Origin of the sequence: Actinacidiphila acidipaludis, assembly GCF_019890725.1 — a bacterium.
Taxonomy (GTDB): domain Bacteria; phylum Actinomycetota; class Actinomycetes; order Streptomycetales; family Streptomycetaceae; genus Actinacidiphila; species Actinacidiphila acidipaludis.
Genome location: NZ_JAINZZ010000019.1, coordinates 79,422 through 93,663 on the forward strand (window position 1 = coordinate 79,422; position 14,242 = coordinate 93,663).

The window sequence follows — 14,242 nt, forward strand, 5'->3', positions numbered from 1 at the left end:
CGGCCGCCGACCCGCTCGCCGGCGGAGGTGCGCTCACCCCGCCGGCGACAGGGCGACCGCCGCGGCGCGGGCCACCGCGTCGGCGACCGCGGCGAGCGCCGGCGAGTCCAGCTTCCACTGCTGCCAGTACAGGGGAACGTCGACGGGCGGGCCCTCCGGCAGGTCGACGAGGCTGCCTGCGGCCCGGTGGGGGGCGGACTGGGCGTCCGGGATCATGCCCCAGCCCAGCCCCGCGGCCACCGCCGCGACGAAGGCCTCGGAGGAGGGCACATGGTGCCGGGTCCGGCCCGCCGCGTCCCGCTCGGCCGTGCCGGGCGTGGCGAGCGCGCGCAGGAAGCGGTCCTGCAGGTCGTCCTTGCGGTCGAAGACCACCATCGGCGCCGCGGCCAGCGACCGCGCCAGCGGGCCCGCCGCGAGACGGCGCCGGAAGAAGGCCGGTGCCGCCATCGCCCGGTACCGCATCGTGCCCAGCGGCCGCACCGAACAGCCCTGCACCGCCTCGGGCGACGAGGTGACCGCCGCCATGACCCGGCCCTGCCGCAGCAGCGCGGTGGTGTGGTCCTGGTCCTCCCGGTGCAGGTCGAAGGTGACGGTGTGCCGGGCGGCGACCTCGGTGAGCGCGGGCAGGAACCAGGTGGCGAGCGAGTCGGCGTTGACCGCGACGGGGAGCGCGGCGGGGCCGGCCGTGGCCGTGAGCCCGAGCTCGGCGCCGGCGTCGTGCTCCAGCCGGGCGAGCTGACGGCCGAAGCGCACGACGATCTCCCCGGACGCGGTGGCCCGCACCGGCTTGGTGCGCAGCAGCAGGACCCTCCCGGTGCGCTGCTCCAGGCTCTTGATCCGCTGGCTCACCGCCGACGGGGTGAGGTGCAGGGTCTCGGCGGCGGCCTCGAACGTTCCCTCGTCCACGGCGGCCAGCAGGGTCCGCACCTGGTCCAGCGGCAGATCGAACATCGTGGCGGCTCCCGGTCCGGCGGCGGTCGTGTCGAGGGGCCGCCGGATCGACGGCCTGGACACGACCTTAAGCCGCGCTAATGCCCGCTAAGAATCATTAGCTGGTTTCATCAGTGACCCGCTTCTAGCCTCGGACCATGCACCAGGCACTCCTCGCGGCCCTCGCCGGACTCGGCACCGGCCTGTCCCTCATCGTGGCGATCGGCGCCCAGAACGCGTTCGTCCTGCGTCAGGGCATCCGGCGGGAGCACGTACCGGCGATCGTGGCGATCTGCGCTCTCTCCGACGCGGTGCTCATCGCCGCGGGGGTGGGCGGCATCGGCACGGTGGTGCGTCACTGGCCGTCCGCGGTGTCGGCCATCGCCTGCGTGGGCGGCCTGTTCCTCGTCGGCTACGGTCTGCTGGCGGCGCGCCGCGCGATGCGCCCGGCCGCCCTGACCGCCGAGGGCGGCACGGTGGGCGGCTCCCTGCGCGCGGCCGTCCTGACCTGTCTGGCGATGACATGGCTCAACCCGCACGTCTATCTCGACACGCTCCTGCTGCTCGGCTCGGTGGCCAACGGCTACGGCGGGGCGCGATGGCCGTTCGGGGTGGGGGCGGCGACCGGCAGCGTGCTGTGGTTCAGCGGTCTCGGTTTCGGCGCGCGCGTGCTGCGCCGGCCGTTCTCCCGGCCCGTGGCCTGGCGGGTGCTGGACGCCTGCATCGCCTGCACGATGGTCACACTGGGCGTGGTCATGCTGACCAGGGTCTGACGCCTCTCGCGGGTGGGCCGCGGCCGTGCCCGCGGGCCCGTGAGAACCGGCGGACCCGGCGGACCCGCCGGTCAGGACCGGTGCGCCTCCCAGCGCATCGGCCACACCGGCCGGGGCGGCCCCCCCACGGGCCGGAAGCCGATCACCGCGGCGTCGTCCCGGCGTTCGCCGACACCGGCGAGGAGCAGGGCGCACAGCTCGGCCAGCGGCAGTCCCCGCCGGACGGCGGCCTCAGCCGCCGTGGCGAGGTCGGCCATGCCATCGGCGAGGTCGGTGCCGGGGACCTCGATCAGGCCGTCGGTGTAGAGCAGCAGGGTGTCCTCCGTGCCCAGATCGTGGTGCCAGGTGTTGCGGGCCAGCCCGGGCGCCACGCACAACGGCAGGTCGGGGCCCTCGCCCTCCAGGAACCGCGGCGCGCCCTCGGCGGGGAGCAGAAGGGGCGGCGGGTGCCCGGCGTTGGACCACGCGGCGTGCCAGCGGCCGTCCGGTCCGGGGCGCAGCACCGTGTGGACGGCGGTGACGAGCGGGGCGATGGCGAGCCCGTCGACGACCCGGTCGAGCTGGGCCAGGCTCTCGGCGGGGCTGAGCGGCCGCGACTGGTCGTAGGCGATGACCCGCAGCATGCTGCGCAGCTGGCTCATCGAGGTCGCCGCGTCCAGGTCGTGGCCGGCGATGTCGCCGATGGTCAGGGTCACCGAGCCGTCCGGCAGCAGCAGCGCGTCGTACCAGTCGCCGCCGACCTCCACGGTCTTGCTGGCCGGCTGGTAGTGCGCGGCTAGTTCCGCGCCGGGGACCCGCGGGGTCGGCGTGAGCAGGGCCCGCTGGAGGGTGAGCGCGGTGTGCCGGGTGCGTTCCAGTTCCATGGCCTGGCGCAGCGGGTCGCGGACCTCGTGCAGCACCTCGCCGAGCAGCGCCAGGTCGCGGGGGCCGGGCGGCGGGCTGTCGGCGCACCCGGCGGCGCAGGCGAAGGCGACGACGGCCGCGTCGATGACGATCGGCACCAGGGTCAGGCTGGTGGCGCGGGCGGCGCGCAGCCAGTCGAGCGACAGGTCGGGCAGGACGCCGTCCGGCGGACTGCCGGCCGGGAAGACCAGCATCCGGGGCTTGCGGCTCTCCACGACCTGCCGGGCGACCGGTCCGACGGGGTGGGTCTCCTCGCGCAGGGGCGGGAGCCCGGGCAGACCCGGGCGGGCGGTGGACGCGACGCGGACCGCGGTCAGCGGACCGCCCGCGGCGGTCACCCCCGGCGCCGGCAGCAGGAACACGGCACAGGCGTCGGTCAGCTCGGGGACGACGGCCGCGGCGACCGCGCCGAACGCCTGCGGCACGTCGTCGGCCGCGGTGACGGTGGCGACCCGGGCGAGCAGGCGCTCGCGCAGCCGGTTGCGCCACTGGTCCTCGATGTCGGCGGTGGCGCCGATCCACTCGACGATCACCCCTTCGCGGACGATGGGCACCGCCCGGGACTGCACGTGCCGGTAGTCGCCGGAGGTGGTCCGCAGCCGGAAGGTGCAGACGAACATCGAGGGTGTGCCCTCGGCCGCCTCCTGCCAGGTGCGGACCAGGTGGGCCCGGTCGTGCGGGTGGACGAAGGTCAGCCATTTCTCGTCGATCACCGGCCGCCACCGGTTGCCGGTGAAGTTCTCGAAGTCGCCGACCAGCTCGCTGATCGTGCCGTCGGGCTGCATCAGCCAGACGGTCTGCGTCACCGCGCCCATCAGGGCCTCGTAGCGGTGCAGCGCCTGGTGCCGCTCCTCCGACAGCTCCTCGGCCCGCTCCACGGCGTCGACCTGCGCCGTGGTGTCGACGCAGACGGTGAGGACGCCGCGGCCGAAGCGGGAGACGACCGGCGAGCAGCTGTAGATGAAGTGCCGCCGCCCGGGTGCGCCGGGGAAGGTGCCCTCGGTGGTGCGCGGGCCGGTGACCTGGCGGCCCTTGCCGTCGTGGAAGACCTCGTCGAGCATCTGGACGTAGCGGGCGGCTTTCTCCTCGGTGAACGCGTCGGCGGCCCGCACGCCCAGCTCCCGGGGGCCGAAGAGGTTGCGGAAGGCGCCGTTGTAGTAGACGAGCCGGTGCTCGCTGCCGGCGGTGAGCGCGACCGCCACGATGGCGTCGTCGAACACCTCCGGTTCGAGCTCGGGCACCCCTGCGTCGCCGCCGATCCGCGTCATCCTCCGATCATCGCTCGCCGGGCGGGTGCGGGCACGGCGGAGGACCGCCGCGACCGCCGGGCGGGTGCGGGGCCGGCCGGCGGATCCGACAGGCCGCGTCCGGCGGCCTGGCATACGGTGGCGGGGAAGCCAGGCGGAGGGGGGAACCGAGCAAGGAAGTCGCCCTCATGTCCTCAGTTCCCAGCGTCACTCTCAACAACGGTGTGAGCATCCCGCAGCTGGGCTTCGGGGTGTTCCAGATCGAGCCGGACCGCACCCGGGACGCGGTGCTGGTGGCCCTGGAGACCGGTTACCGGCACATCGACACCGCCGAGATGTACGGCAACGAGCGGCAGGTCGGGCAGGCGGTCCGGGACTCCGGCATCGGGCGCGCCGAGATCTTCGTGACGAGCAAGCTCAACAACGACGCCCACGCGCACGACGACGCGCTGGCCGCGTTCGCCCGGACCATGGACGACCTGGACCTGGAGTACCTCGACCTGTTCCTGGTCCACTGGCCGCTGCCCGGGGTGGGCGACTTCGTCGAGACGTGGAAGGCGATGGAGGAGGTCTACCGCTCGGGCCGGGTGAAGGCCATCGGCGTGTCGAACTTCCAGCGGGCCCACCTCGAGCGGCTGATGCGCGAGTGCGATGTGGTGCCCGCGGTGAACCAGATCGAGCTGCACCCGTATCTGACCCAGGACCCGCTGCGTGCCTTCGGCCGGGACAACGGGATCGCCACCGAGGCGTGGTCGCCGATCGCGCAGGGCAAGGTGCTGGACGATCCGGTGATCACCGCGATCGCCGGACGGCTGGACCGCTCTCCCGCCCAGGTCACGCTGCGCTGGCACCTGCAGCGCGGCGACATCGTCTTCCCGAAGTCGGTGACGCCGGCCCGGGTCGCCGAGAACTTCCGGCTGTTCGACTTCGAGCTGACCGGCGACGACATGGCGGCGATCACCGCGCTGAACCGCGACGAGCGCACCGGTCCCGACCCGGACACCTTCAACTGGGTTCCCTGACGGGGGCGTTCACAGGTTCCGACCAGGCAGCCGGCCGGAACCGCGCTCGACGAACCGGGTCAGCAGGATCACCGAGCGCGGCGCGGAGCTGTCGCCCTCGATGCGTGAGAACAGCAGGTTCGCCGCGGTGCCGCCGAGCGCGACCGGGTCCTGGCTGACCACCGTCAGCGGAGGGTCGAGGCGCTCCCCCAGCGGCAGGTCGTCGAAGCCCACGACCGCCACGTCCGGCGGATGGCCCACGCCGTCGAGCACCCCGAGGGTGATCAGGTCGTTGCTGGTGAACACGGCGGTCGGCGGATCCGCCAGTTCCCGCAGCTCGGCGAGGGCGGCATGCGTCCCTTCGCGCGAGCGCAGGCCGTGCCGGACCAGGGCCGGGTCGGACGGCAGGCCCCGGTCGGTGAGCGCCGCCACGTATCCGGCGTGGCGCTCGGCCTGGGTCCAGATGTCGTAGCGGTCGCCGAGGTAGGCGATGCGGGTGTGCCCGTGGTCCAGCAGGTGGGTGACGGCGCGCCGGGCCCCGGCCCGGTTGTCGACGGTCACGGTGTCCACGGCCAGGCCGCGGGCCGGCCGGTCGACGCACACCACCCGCGTCCCGGCCCGCATGGGCTGCTTGAGGAAGCCGTGGCCGCCGATGGTGGGCACCAGGATCAGCCCGTCGACCTGCCGGGCGGTGAAGGCGGCGATGACCTCACGCTCGCGCCGGGGCTCGTCGTTGGTGCTGCCGACCAGGACGACGTAGCCGCGGCGGTGCGCCTCGTCCTCCACCGACCGGGCCATCAGTGCGTAGAAGGGATTGGCCAGGTCGTCCACCACCAGGCCGATGGTGGACGTACCGAGGTCCTTCTGCCGCAGGTGCCTGGCGTTGTCGTTGCGCTGGTAGCCGAGCCTGCGGACCGCCTGCTCGACCCGGGCCGCGGTGTCCGGCGCCACCCCGGCCTCGCCGGAGACCACGCGGGAGACGGTCATCGGGCTCACCCCCGCGACGCGGGCGACGTCCTTCATCGTCGGTCGCTTCACAGGCCTCCTCGTCGCGGGACCACCAGGGCCGGTCCTGGGATGCGTCGATGATGGCAGGCGCGGGCCGCCCGGGCGCCGCCCCGGGTGAGCGGCGCTCCGCGCCCGCCCGCCGTCCGCCCCGGGCCGTGTCCCGGGGTTGGTAACGTTCCCAGCGAATCCGGGCAGCATGAGCGGCTTCCGCAGGCCTGTCAAGACCTCGCCCGACGGGATCCGACGGCCCGTCCGCCGCACCGCGTTTCCCGTGTCCTCGCGCCTCCCGCGCACTCTTGACAGCGCGTCAGGTACACATCAACAATGCACTCTCGCTTGGTAACGTTCACACGCTTCGAGCAGCCCCGTGCCCCGAGGCCGCCCGGTGTCACGACGCCGCGCCGCCTCCGCGAGAAGGTGGTTCCCCCCATGCTCCCTGCCTTGCTCCGCTCCAGAGCCGCGGGCGCGCTGAGCGCCCTGTTACTGGCCGCGCTCGGCGTCGGCGGCCTCGCCTCCGCTCCGGCCCACGCCGCGACGCTCAACCTCACGCAGTACGCCGACCCGTTCGTCGGCACCGACGACAGTTCGGCGCCCAACCCGGTGCCGGGCGGCGCCGGCGGCAGCACCTACCCCGGGGCCGTCGTCCCCTTCGGCGGCGTCCAGTTCAGCCCCGACACCCCGACGGCCTCACCGTCCGGCTACCGCTACTCCGACACCTCGATCGAGGACTTCAGCCTCACCCACTTCGACGGCGCCGGCTGCCCCAACGACGAGGACCTGCCGCTGATGCCGATCACCGGCGCGGTGAGCACCTCGCCCGGCACCAACTGGACGAGCTACGCCTCGGGTTACACCAAGTCCAACGAGGCCGCCTCCCCCGGCTACTACAAGAACCGGCTCGACAAGTACGGCACCGGCGTGGAGCTCACCGCCACCACCCGTACCGGCATGGCCAAGCTGACGTACCCGTCGTCCACCAGCGCCGGACTGCTGATCAACACCAGCCGCAGCGCGACCGGCAGCCGCAGCGGGTCGGTGAAGGTCAGCGGTTCCGAGGTCACCGGCAGCGTCACGGCCGGCGGCTTCTGCGGGTCGAGCAAGACCTACCAGATCTACTTCGACATCCGCTTCGACCGCGCGCCGACCGGCTTCGGCACCTGGTCGGGCGGCACGGTCTCGGCGGGCTCGTCGTCGGCGTCCGGGACCAGCACCGGCGCGTACGTCACCTTCGACACGACCGGCAACCAGACCGTGCAGGCCAAGGTCGGCCTGAGCTACGTCAGCGTGGCCAACGCGCAGGCGAACGTGACCGCGGAGAACAACGGCTGGGACTTCTCGGCCGTCCGCACCGCCGCGGACACCTCCTGGAACCAGATCCTCAACCGCGTCCAGGTGACCGGCGGCGCCACCGCCGACCTCAAGAAGTTCTACACGGCGCTCTACCACGTCTTCCAGAGCCCGAACGTCTCCAGCGACGTCAACGGCGACTACCGCGGGTTCGACAACGCCGTGCACAACTCGGCCCGGCCGGTCTACCAGAACTACTCCGGCTGGGACATCTACCGCTCGTGGGCGGCACTGGTCGCGCTGGTCGCGCCCGGCGAGGCGGCCGACATCGCCAACTCGATGGTGCTGGACGGCCAGCAGGGCGGCCTGCTGCCCAAGTGGTCGCAGCAGACCAACGAGGACTTCGTGATGACCGGCGACCCGGGCCCGATCATCGTCAGCAGCATGTACGCCTTCGGGGTGCGGGACTTCGACACCGCCACGGCCCTGTCCCTGATGGAGAAGGCGTCCAACGGCGGCACCACGCAGGGCTCCGCGATCCGCGGCCGCCAGTCGACGTACACCAGCCTGCACTACCTCAACGGGGCCCCCTCGGACTCCCTGGAGTACTCGGCCTCGGACTTCGCCGTGGCGCAGTTCGCCAAGGCGCTGGGCAGCACCTCCAGTTACACCACGCACATGACCCGGGCGCAGTACTGGCGGAACACCTTCAGCAACGAGTCGGGGTACGTCCAGCCGCGCAACACCGACGGCAGCTATGTGTGGCCGCTGGACCCGGCGAGCCAGACCAACTTCACCGAGGGCAACGCCTCCCAGTACACCTGGATGGTCCCCTACGACTTCGCGGACCTGATCAACTCCATGGGCGGCCGGCAGACCGCCGTCCAGCGCCTGGACCACCACTTCACCGAGGTCAACGCCGGACAGACGCTCCCCTACTACTACATCGGCAACGAGCCCGAACACGGAGTGCCGTGGGCCTACGACTTCGCCCGTGACCCGGCGGGCGCGGCGGACGCGGTGCGCAAGGTGATGTCCGAGTCGTACACCACCGGACCCGGCGGCCTGCCGGGCAACGACGACCTCGGGGCGACGTCGGCCTGGTACGTGTGGGCCGCGCTGGGCGTCTATCCGGCGACGCCAGGGGCCGACACCCTCGCCGTCAACGGCCCCTCGTTCCCGTCGGTCCTGCTGCAGCGTCCCGGCGGGAACATCACCCTGACGTCGTCCGGCAGCGGCTCGTACGTCCAGGGCCTGAAGGTCAACGGCACGGCCACCACCCACAGTTACCTGCGCTACCCGGACATCGCGGCGGGCGGCACGCTGGACTTCACCATGGGCTCGACGCCGAGCGGCACCTACGGCACGGGCGCCTCCGACGTGCCGCCGTCCTTCCAGGACGGCGCCACCGCGGTGCCGGCGGCTCCCGACCTGGGGACCGACCTGGCCAAGGGGCGGCCGGTGACCGCCTCGACGCCGTGCGCGACCGCCGAGGGCGGCGACAAGGCCGTCGACGGCAGCCTGATGAACAACAGCAAGTGGTGCTCCAAGACCTCGGGCGCGAGCCTCCAGGTCGACCTGGGCTCCACCCAGACCGTCTCGTCCTTCGTGGTCAAGCACGCGGCGCTCGGCGGCGAGACCACCGACTGGAACACCGCCGCCTTCCAGATCCAGACCAGCACCGACGGCTCGTCCTGGTCCACCGCGGCGAGCGTCACCGGCTCGCGGTCCAGCCGGACCTACCACCCGGTCGCCCCTCGTCAGGCGCGCTATGTGCGGCTGAACGTCACCACGCCGACCCAGACCTCCGACACCGCGACCCGGATCTACGAACTGGAGGTGTACGGCGGCGGGCAGAGCGACCTGGCACTCGGCGGGACCGCCACCGGGTCCGACTCCTGCGCGACCACCGAGACGCCCGACAAGGCGATCAACGGCAGCTACACCGGCGGCAACAGCGACAAGTGGTGCTCGAAGGCCTCGGGCACCAAGACGCTGACGGTCGACCTCGGCGCGTCGCACGCGCTGTCCTCACTGGTCGTCCGGCACGCCGGCGCCGGCGGTGAGGACCCGAGCTGGGACACCAAGGACTTCGACCTGGCGGTGTCCTCCGACGGCTCGACGTGGACCACCGTGGCGCAGGTCCGCGGGAACACCGCCGACTCCACCACCAACGCGGTCAGCAGCAACGGGCGTTACGTCCGGCTGAGCGTGATCACCCCGACGCAGAACACCGACCCGGCCGCACGGATCTACGAACTGGAGGTGTACGGCGGCTAGTTCCGCGGCACCCCGCGGCAAGTGCGCGGCGGCCGTCCCCGGGACTCAGGGGGCGGCCGCCGTTCCGTGCGGCTGCGCGGTGCCGGTGCCGGTGCCGGTGCGCGGTCGATCAGCGATCCGTTGCGGCGGAGAGAGGGCCGGCGGCCGGTCACTCCACCCGCTGGGCCTTGCCGAGCGCGATCACCCCGCCGGGCGAGACGGTGTACATCTCCCGGTCCCGGTCCGGGTTGACGCCGATGGTCGCGCCGGGCGGCACGTCCACGTTCTTGTCCAGCACCGCGCCGCGTACGATCGCGCCCCGCCCGACCCGCACGTTGTCGTGCAGCACCGAGCCCTGGACGACGGCGCCCGCGTCCACGATCACCCCCGGCGAGAGCACCGACCGGGTGACCTGCCCCCGGATCACGCAGCCCGGACTGATCACCGACTCGCCGGCGATCCCGCCCGCGGCGATCTTGGCGGGCGGCAGCTGCCCGGGGTGCGTGTAGATCGGCCAGCGCCGGTTGTACAGGGTGAACGCCGGCTGGTCCGAGACCAGGTCCATGTGCGCCTCGTAGTAGGCGTCGAGGGTGCCGACGTCGCGCCAGTAGCCGTGGTCGCGGACCGTCTCGCCGGGCACGTGGTTGGTGTCGAAGTCGTAGACCTGGGCGACGCCCTTGTCGGTGAGGCGCGGCAGGATGCTGCCGCCCATGTCGTGCACCGACTGGCTGTCCTCGGCGTCCTCGTGCAGCGCGTCCAGCAGGGTCTTGGTGGTGAACAGGTAGTTGCCCATCGAGGCGTAGACCCGCGTCGGGTCCCCGGGCAGCCCCGGCGGGTCGGCGGGCTTCTCCAGGAAGCGCTCCACCCGGATACCGTCCCCGGCGGGGGTGATCACCCCGAACGACGACGCATCGGTCCTGGGCACCTTGATCCCGGCGACGGTGACGCCGGCGCCGTGCTCGATGTGCTGCGCCAGCATCTGCCGCGGGTCCATCCGGTAGACGTGGTCGGCGCCGAACACCGCGATGTAGTCGGGCTGTTCGTCGTGCACCAGGTTCAGCGACTGCAGGATCGCGTCGGCGCTGCCCAGGAACCAGCGCGGGCCGAGCCGCTGCTGGGCCGGCACCGGCGTCACGTAGTTGCCGAGCAGGCTGGACATCCGCCAGGTGGTCGTGACGTGCCGGTCCAGCGAGTGGGACTTGTACTGGGTGAGGACGCACACCTTCATCACGTCGCCGTTCACCAGGTTGGACAGCACGAAGTCCACCAGCCGGTACGTGCCGCCGAAGACGACGGCCGGTTTGGCCCGGTCCGCGGTGAGCGGCATCAGCCGCTTTCCCGCGCCCCCGGCCAGCACTATGCCGAGTACCGAAGGTCCACCGCGCATCGAGGGCCCCCTCTGTCGTGTCCGGTCGTACGGCCCGTGCCGTACGACGCCGCCGCCGTCAGCTGCCGCCGAGGACCGCGGAGTACAGGTCGGCGGTGCGGCGGGCGACGGTGTCCCAGCCGAACTCGCGCACCGCGCGGTCTCGTCCCGCCTCCCCCATCCGCGCCGCGGTGTCCGGGTCGCCGGCCAGCCGGTCGATCGCCGCCGCGAGCGCGGTCTCGAACGCCTCGGGCTGCCCCTCGTCGTACGGCACCAGCAGCCCGGTCACGCCGTCGTCCACGACCTCGGGGATGCCGCCGACCGCGGAGGCCACCACGGCGGTGCCGCAGGCCATCGCCTCCAGGTTGACGATGCCGAGCGGCTCGTACACCGAGGGGCAGACGAACACCGTGGCGTGCGTGAGGAGTTGCGCCACCACCGGACGCGGCAGCATGGCCGGGATCCAGTGCACGCCGTCGCGCACCGCGTTCAGTTCGTCGAACAGGCCGCGGAACTCCCGGTCCAGCGCCGGGGTGTCGGGGGCGCCCGCGCACAGCACGAGCTGCACCGCCGGATCGATGGTCCGGGCCGCCCGCAGCAGGTGCGGCACGCCCTTCTGCCGGGTGATGCGGCCGACGAACAGTGCATAGGGGCGGGTCGGGTCCACGCCGATCCGGGACAGCGCGTCGGTGCGCGGGTCCGGCCGGTAGGCGGTGGTGTCGATGCCGTTGCGGATGACGTGCACCCGGTCCGGGTCCAGCGCCGGATAGCAGTCGAGTATGTCGCGCCGCATTCCGTCGGAGACCGCGACCACGGCGTCCGCCGACTCCATCGCGGTGCGCTCGGCCCACGAGGACAGCGCGTAACCGCCGCCGAGCTGCTCGGCCTTCCAGGGGCGCAGCGGCTCCAGCGAGTGCGCCGTCAGCACGTGCGGCATCCCGTAGAGCAGCTTGCTGACGTGGCCGCCGAGGTTGGCGTACCAGGTGTGCGAGTGCACCAGGTCCCGGCCCTGTACGGCTGCGGCCATGGCGAGATCGACGGCGAAGGTGCGCAGGGCGTCGTTGGCGCCCTCCAGCGAGGCGGGGGCGCGGTGCCGGATCACTCCGTCGTCCCCGCCCTCGCCCCAGCAGTGCACCTCGACGTCGACCAGGGCGCGCAACTCGCGGGCGAGGAACTCCACATGGACCCCGGCGCCGCCGTACACGTCCGGCGGATACTCCCGGGTCAGCAGTCCCACCTTCACCGCGTTCTCCCACCGTCGACAACCGCGTGCCTCTTGCCTTCCCCGGATGTGGGCCCACCTATTCGCGTCACCCGGTGATCGCGTCCAACTCCTCCCGGACGCCGTTCCGGACGCGGCCGGTGATCGGCGTGGTGCCTCGTGGACGGGCGTTGCTTTTGGCCATGGCCGGTGCGCGGTGTTCGTCCCCGCCGGTCGTCCGGCGGCCCTCGAGTCGTCGTCACCCCTGAGGTGTCAGCGTACGGATGAGGCTGCTGGTACGGGGCACGCGCCGGGCACACCGGGCCCGCTAAGCACACGCGTGACGGTACCGGGCGGAAACCCGCGTTCCGGTGCCTGGTGAGGGAGCGCGGATTGACGCTTTGTGGACGGCTGCACAGCACAGGACCGGGCACACGGAGGAGAGACCGAGTGTGATGACCGACCCCCACCCCACCGTACCCGTCCCGCTGCGCTCCGGAGAGCGGTTGGCGCTTGCCCTAGCGAGGGAAGAGATGATGCAGGAGTACCACCGGTGGGAGACCGATCCGGCGACCGTCGTCGGATTCGGTGCCCGCTGGCCGGTGTCGTGGGACGTGTTCCGGGCACGCTTCCACAGCAGCCACACCTCGGACCACTACCAGCTCTTCGAAGTCATCACGGCGGACGGCGGGGTTCCGGTGGGGGCCACGTCCCTCAGCGTCGACCAGGCCGTCAACAGCGCCGAGTTCACCCTTGTCATCGCCCCGGAACACCGCGGCCGGGGCTACGCGACCGAAGCCACGTCCCTGACCCTCGACTGGGCGTTCACCATCGCGTCACTGAGCGCGGTCTGGCTGGAGGTGCTCGCCCCGCACACCGCCGCGGTGAACGCCTACCTCGGGGCCGGGTTCCGCGCCGCCGGACGGCTGCGCAGTGCCGCCCTGTGGCAGGGGCGGCGCGTGGACAAGCTCCTGCTGGACTGCGTCCCCGCCGACCTCGACGACCCTTTCCCGGCCGACCGGTCCGCCCGGCCTGTTCGGCCCGTACCGCCGGTTCACCCCGGCGACCCCGCACCCGCACCCGCACCCCATCCCCAGCGACACCCGGCACAGAAGAGGTGATCCCATGTCCTGCCCCGACGTGAACTGCCGCAAGGGTGGCTGCACCACCGACCCCGACCGTCCCCGCCCCTCAGGCGGGACCACGGGCAAGTGACCGCGTCGGCGGGAGCGCTCCCGCCGGCGACCCCCCGTCAGCCCTGCCCCTCGACGATCCATCCGCAGCCGTCCAGCATGTCCTCCGAGACCTGCCACAGCCGGGCGGCCGCCTCCGGATCGACGGCGTACGGCGCATAGCCCCGGCGAGGACCGCCCTCCTCGTGCGGGGCCGCCTCCTGACAGTCCTCGAAGTAGCGGCCGCCGACACCTTCCAGGAGCGGGGAGGTCGCCACCAGCACCGAGGTCGCCGCGCCCTGCTCGGTCGTCTTCCACTGGGGTCCGCCGCCCCCGGCCCGCGTCCGCAGCGCGTCGAGTTCCTCCTGCGACACGTGCCGCTGGAGATTGGTCCGGATCGCGCCCGGCATCAGCGCGTTGACGGTGATGCCGTCGGACGCCCAGCGCTTGCCGGCCTCCACCCCGAAGAGGACGTTGGCCGTCTTGGACTGGCCGTAGGCGAGCCACGGGTCGTAGGGGCGCCGGTCGAAGTGGATGTCCTCGAAGACCACCGGCGACTGCAGGTGCGCCGCCGAGCTCACCGAGACGACCCGCGCGCCGTCCTCGGCCAGCGCCAGCGCCCGGTGCAGCCCGCGGGCGAGCGCGAAGTGCCCCAGGTGGTTGGTGGCGAACTGCAGTTCCCAGCCCTGCGGGGTCCGGGTCTCCGGTGCGGCCATGACACCGGCGTTGCCGACGAGGATGTCCAGTGGCCCGTACCAGGCGGTCGCGAACGCGGCGACCGACGCCGGGTCGGCCAGATCGAGGAGGGCGACGCGAACCTGCTGATTGCCGGTGGTCGCGGTGATGTCCCGGGCGGCCTCCTCACCGGCCTGGGCGGCGCGCACCGCCAGGGTCACCTCGGCGCCGGCGGCGGCCAGCGCGCGGGCGGTCTCCACTCCGATGCCCGAGCCGCCCCCGGTCACGACGGCACGCTTGCCGGACAGGCTGATTCCGGCGACGACCTCGGCGGCCGTCGACTCCCGGGTGAAAGGCGTGGTGATGCGCGCGGTCTCGGTCATGTCCGTCCGTCCCTTCCCGGCCCCGGCACCTCGCGTG

General features: G+C 72.7%; 10 protein-coding genes. 4 read left to right on the forward strand and 6 right to left on the reverse strand.

Annotated features, from left to right (window positions below):
• Positions 1 to 33: 33 nt before the first annotated feature.
• Positions 34 to 951, reverse strand: coding sequence for a LysR family transcriptional regulator ArgP (locus K7862_RS17395; protein WP_222963524.1), 918 nt, complete (start codon positions 949 to 951; stop codon positions 34 to 36).
• 137 nt (positions 952 to 1,088) lie between these two features.
• Between K7862_RS17395 and K7862_RS17400 the strand changes: the two genes are divergently transcribed.
• On the forward strand, positions 1,089 to 1,703 hold the full coding sequence (locus tag K7862_RS17400) for a LysE/ArgO family amino acid transporter (protein WP_222963525.1): 615 nt from the start codon (positions 1,089 to 1,091) through the stop codon (positions 1,701 to 1,703).
• Between the two features lie 71 nt (positions 1,704 to 1,774).
• Here the strand turns inward: K7862_RS17400 and K7862_RS17405 are convergent, their stop codons facing one another.
• Entirely contained in the window at positions 1,775 to 3,874 is a 2,100-nt protein-coding gene (locus tag K7862_RS17405; protein ID WP_222963526.1) for a SpoIIE family protein phosphatase, read from the reverse strand.
• A 167-nt stretch (positions 3,875 to 4,041) separates the two neighbouring features.
• Between K7862_RS17405 and K7862_RS17410 the strand changes: the two genes are divergently transcribed.
• A complete protein-coding gene (locus K7862_RS17410; protein WP_222963527.1) occupies positions 4,042 to 4,875 on the forward strand; it encodes an aldo/keto reductase in 834 nt (277 codons plus the stop codon).
• A 9-nt stretch (positions 4,876 to 4,884) separates the two neighbouring features.
• On the opposite strand, the gene K7862_RS17415 is transcribed toward K7862_RS17410, so the two are convergent.
• Entirely contained in the window at positions 4,885 to 5,892 is a 1,008-nt protein-coding gene (locus K7862_RS17415) for a LacI family DNA-binding transcriptional regulator (protein ID WP_308012036.1), read from the reverse strand.
• A 411-nt stretch (positions 5,893 to 6,303) separates the two neighbouring features.
• Here K7862_RS17415 and K7862_RS17420 point away from each other — a divergent pair, with 411 nt between their 5' ends.
• The gene (locus K7862_RS17420) at positions 6,304 to 9,429 is read left to right on the forward strand and encodes a GH92 family glycosyl hydrolase (protein ID WP_222963528.1); all 3,126 of its coding nucleotides are present in this window, start codon (positions 6,304 to 6,306) and stop codon (positions 9,427 to 9,429) included.
• Between the two features lie 148 nt (positions 9,430 to 9,577).
• Here K7862_RS17420 and glgC read toward each other — a convergent pair whose 3' ends face one another.
• Together glgC and glgA are read right to left on the reverse strand one after the other, a co-directional pair.
• On the reverse strand, positions 9,578 to 10,795 hold the full coding sequence (gene glgC / locus K7862_RS17425) for a glucose-1-phosphate adenylyltransferase (RefSeq protein ID WP_222963529.1): 1,218 nt from the start codon (positions 10,793 to 10,795) through the stop codon (positions 9,578 to 9,580).
• Between the two features lie 58 nt (positions 10,796 to 10,853).
• On the reverse strand, positions 10,854 to 12,017 hold the full coding sequence (gene glgA, locus K7862_RS17430) for a glycogen synthase (protein WP_308012037.1): 1,164 nt from the start codon (positions 12,015 to 12,017) through the stop codon (positions 10,854 to 10,856).
• Positions 12,018 to 12,430: 413 nt separating this feature from the next.
• Here glgA and K7862_RS17435 point away from each other — a divergent pair, with 413 nt between their 5' ends.
• Entirely contained in the window at positions 12,431 to 13,096 is a 666-nt protein-coding gene (locus tag K7862_RS17435; RefSeq protein WP_222963530.1) for a GNAT family N-acetyltransferase, read from the forward strand.
• 131 nt (positions 13,097 to 13,227) lie between these two features.
• Here K7862_RS17435 and K7862_RS17440 read toward each other — a convergent pair whose 3' ends face one another.
• On the reverse strand, positions 13,228 to 14,205 hold the full coding sequence (locus K7862_RS17440) for an SDR family NAD(P)-dependent oxidoreductase (protein ID WP_222963531.1): 978 nt from the start codon (positions 14,203 to 14,205) through the stop codon (positions 13,228 to 13,230).
• Positions 14,206 to 14,242 lie beyond the last annotated feature (37 nt).

Coding starts and splice junctions, on each gene's coding strand:
- K7862_RS17395 (WP_222963524.1), bottom strand. CDS start 951: ATGTTCGATCTGCCGCTGGACCAGGTGCGGACCCTGCTGGCCGCCGTG.
- K7862_RS17400 (WP_222963525.1), top strand. CDS start 1,089: ATGCACCAGGCACTCCTCGCGGCCCTCGCCGGACTCGGCACCGGCCTG.
- K7862_RS17405 (WP_222963526.1), bottom strand. CDS start 3,874: ATGACGCGGATCGGCGGCGACGCAGGGGTGCCCGAGCTCGAACCGGAG.
- K7862_RS17410 (WP_222963527.1), top strand. CDS start 4,042: ATGTCCTCAGTTCCCAGCGTCACTCTCAACAACGGTGTGAGCATCCCG.
- glgC (WP_222963529.1), bottom strand. CDS start 10,795: ATGCGCGGTGGACCTTCGGTACTCGGCATAGTGCTGGCCGGGGGCGCG.
- K7862_RS17435 (WP_222963530.1), top strand. CDS start 12,431: ATGACCGACCCCCACCCCACCGTACCCGTCCCGCTGCGCTCCGGAGAG.
- K7862_RS17440 (WP_222963531.1), bottom strand. CDS start 14,205: ATGACCGAGACCGCGCGCATCACCACGCCTTTCACCCGGGAGTCGACG.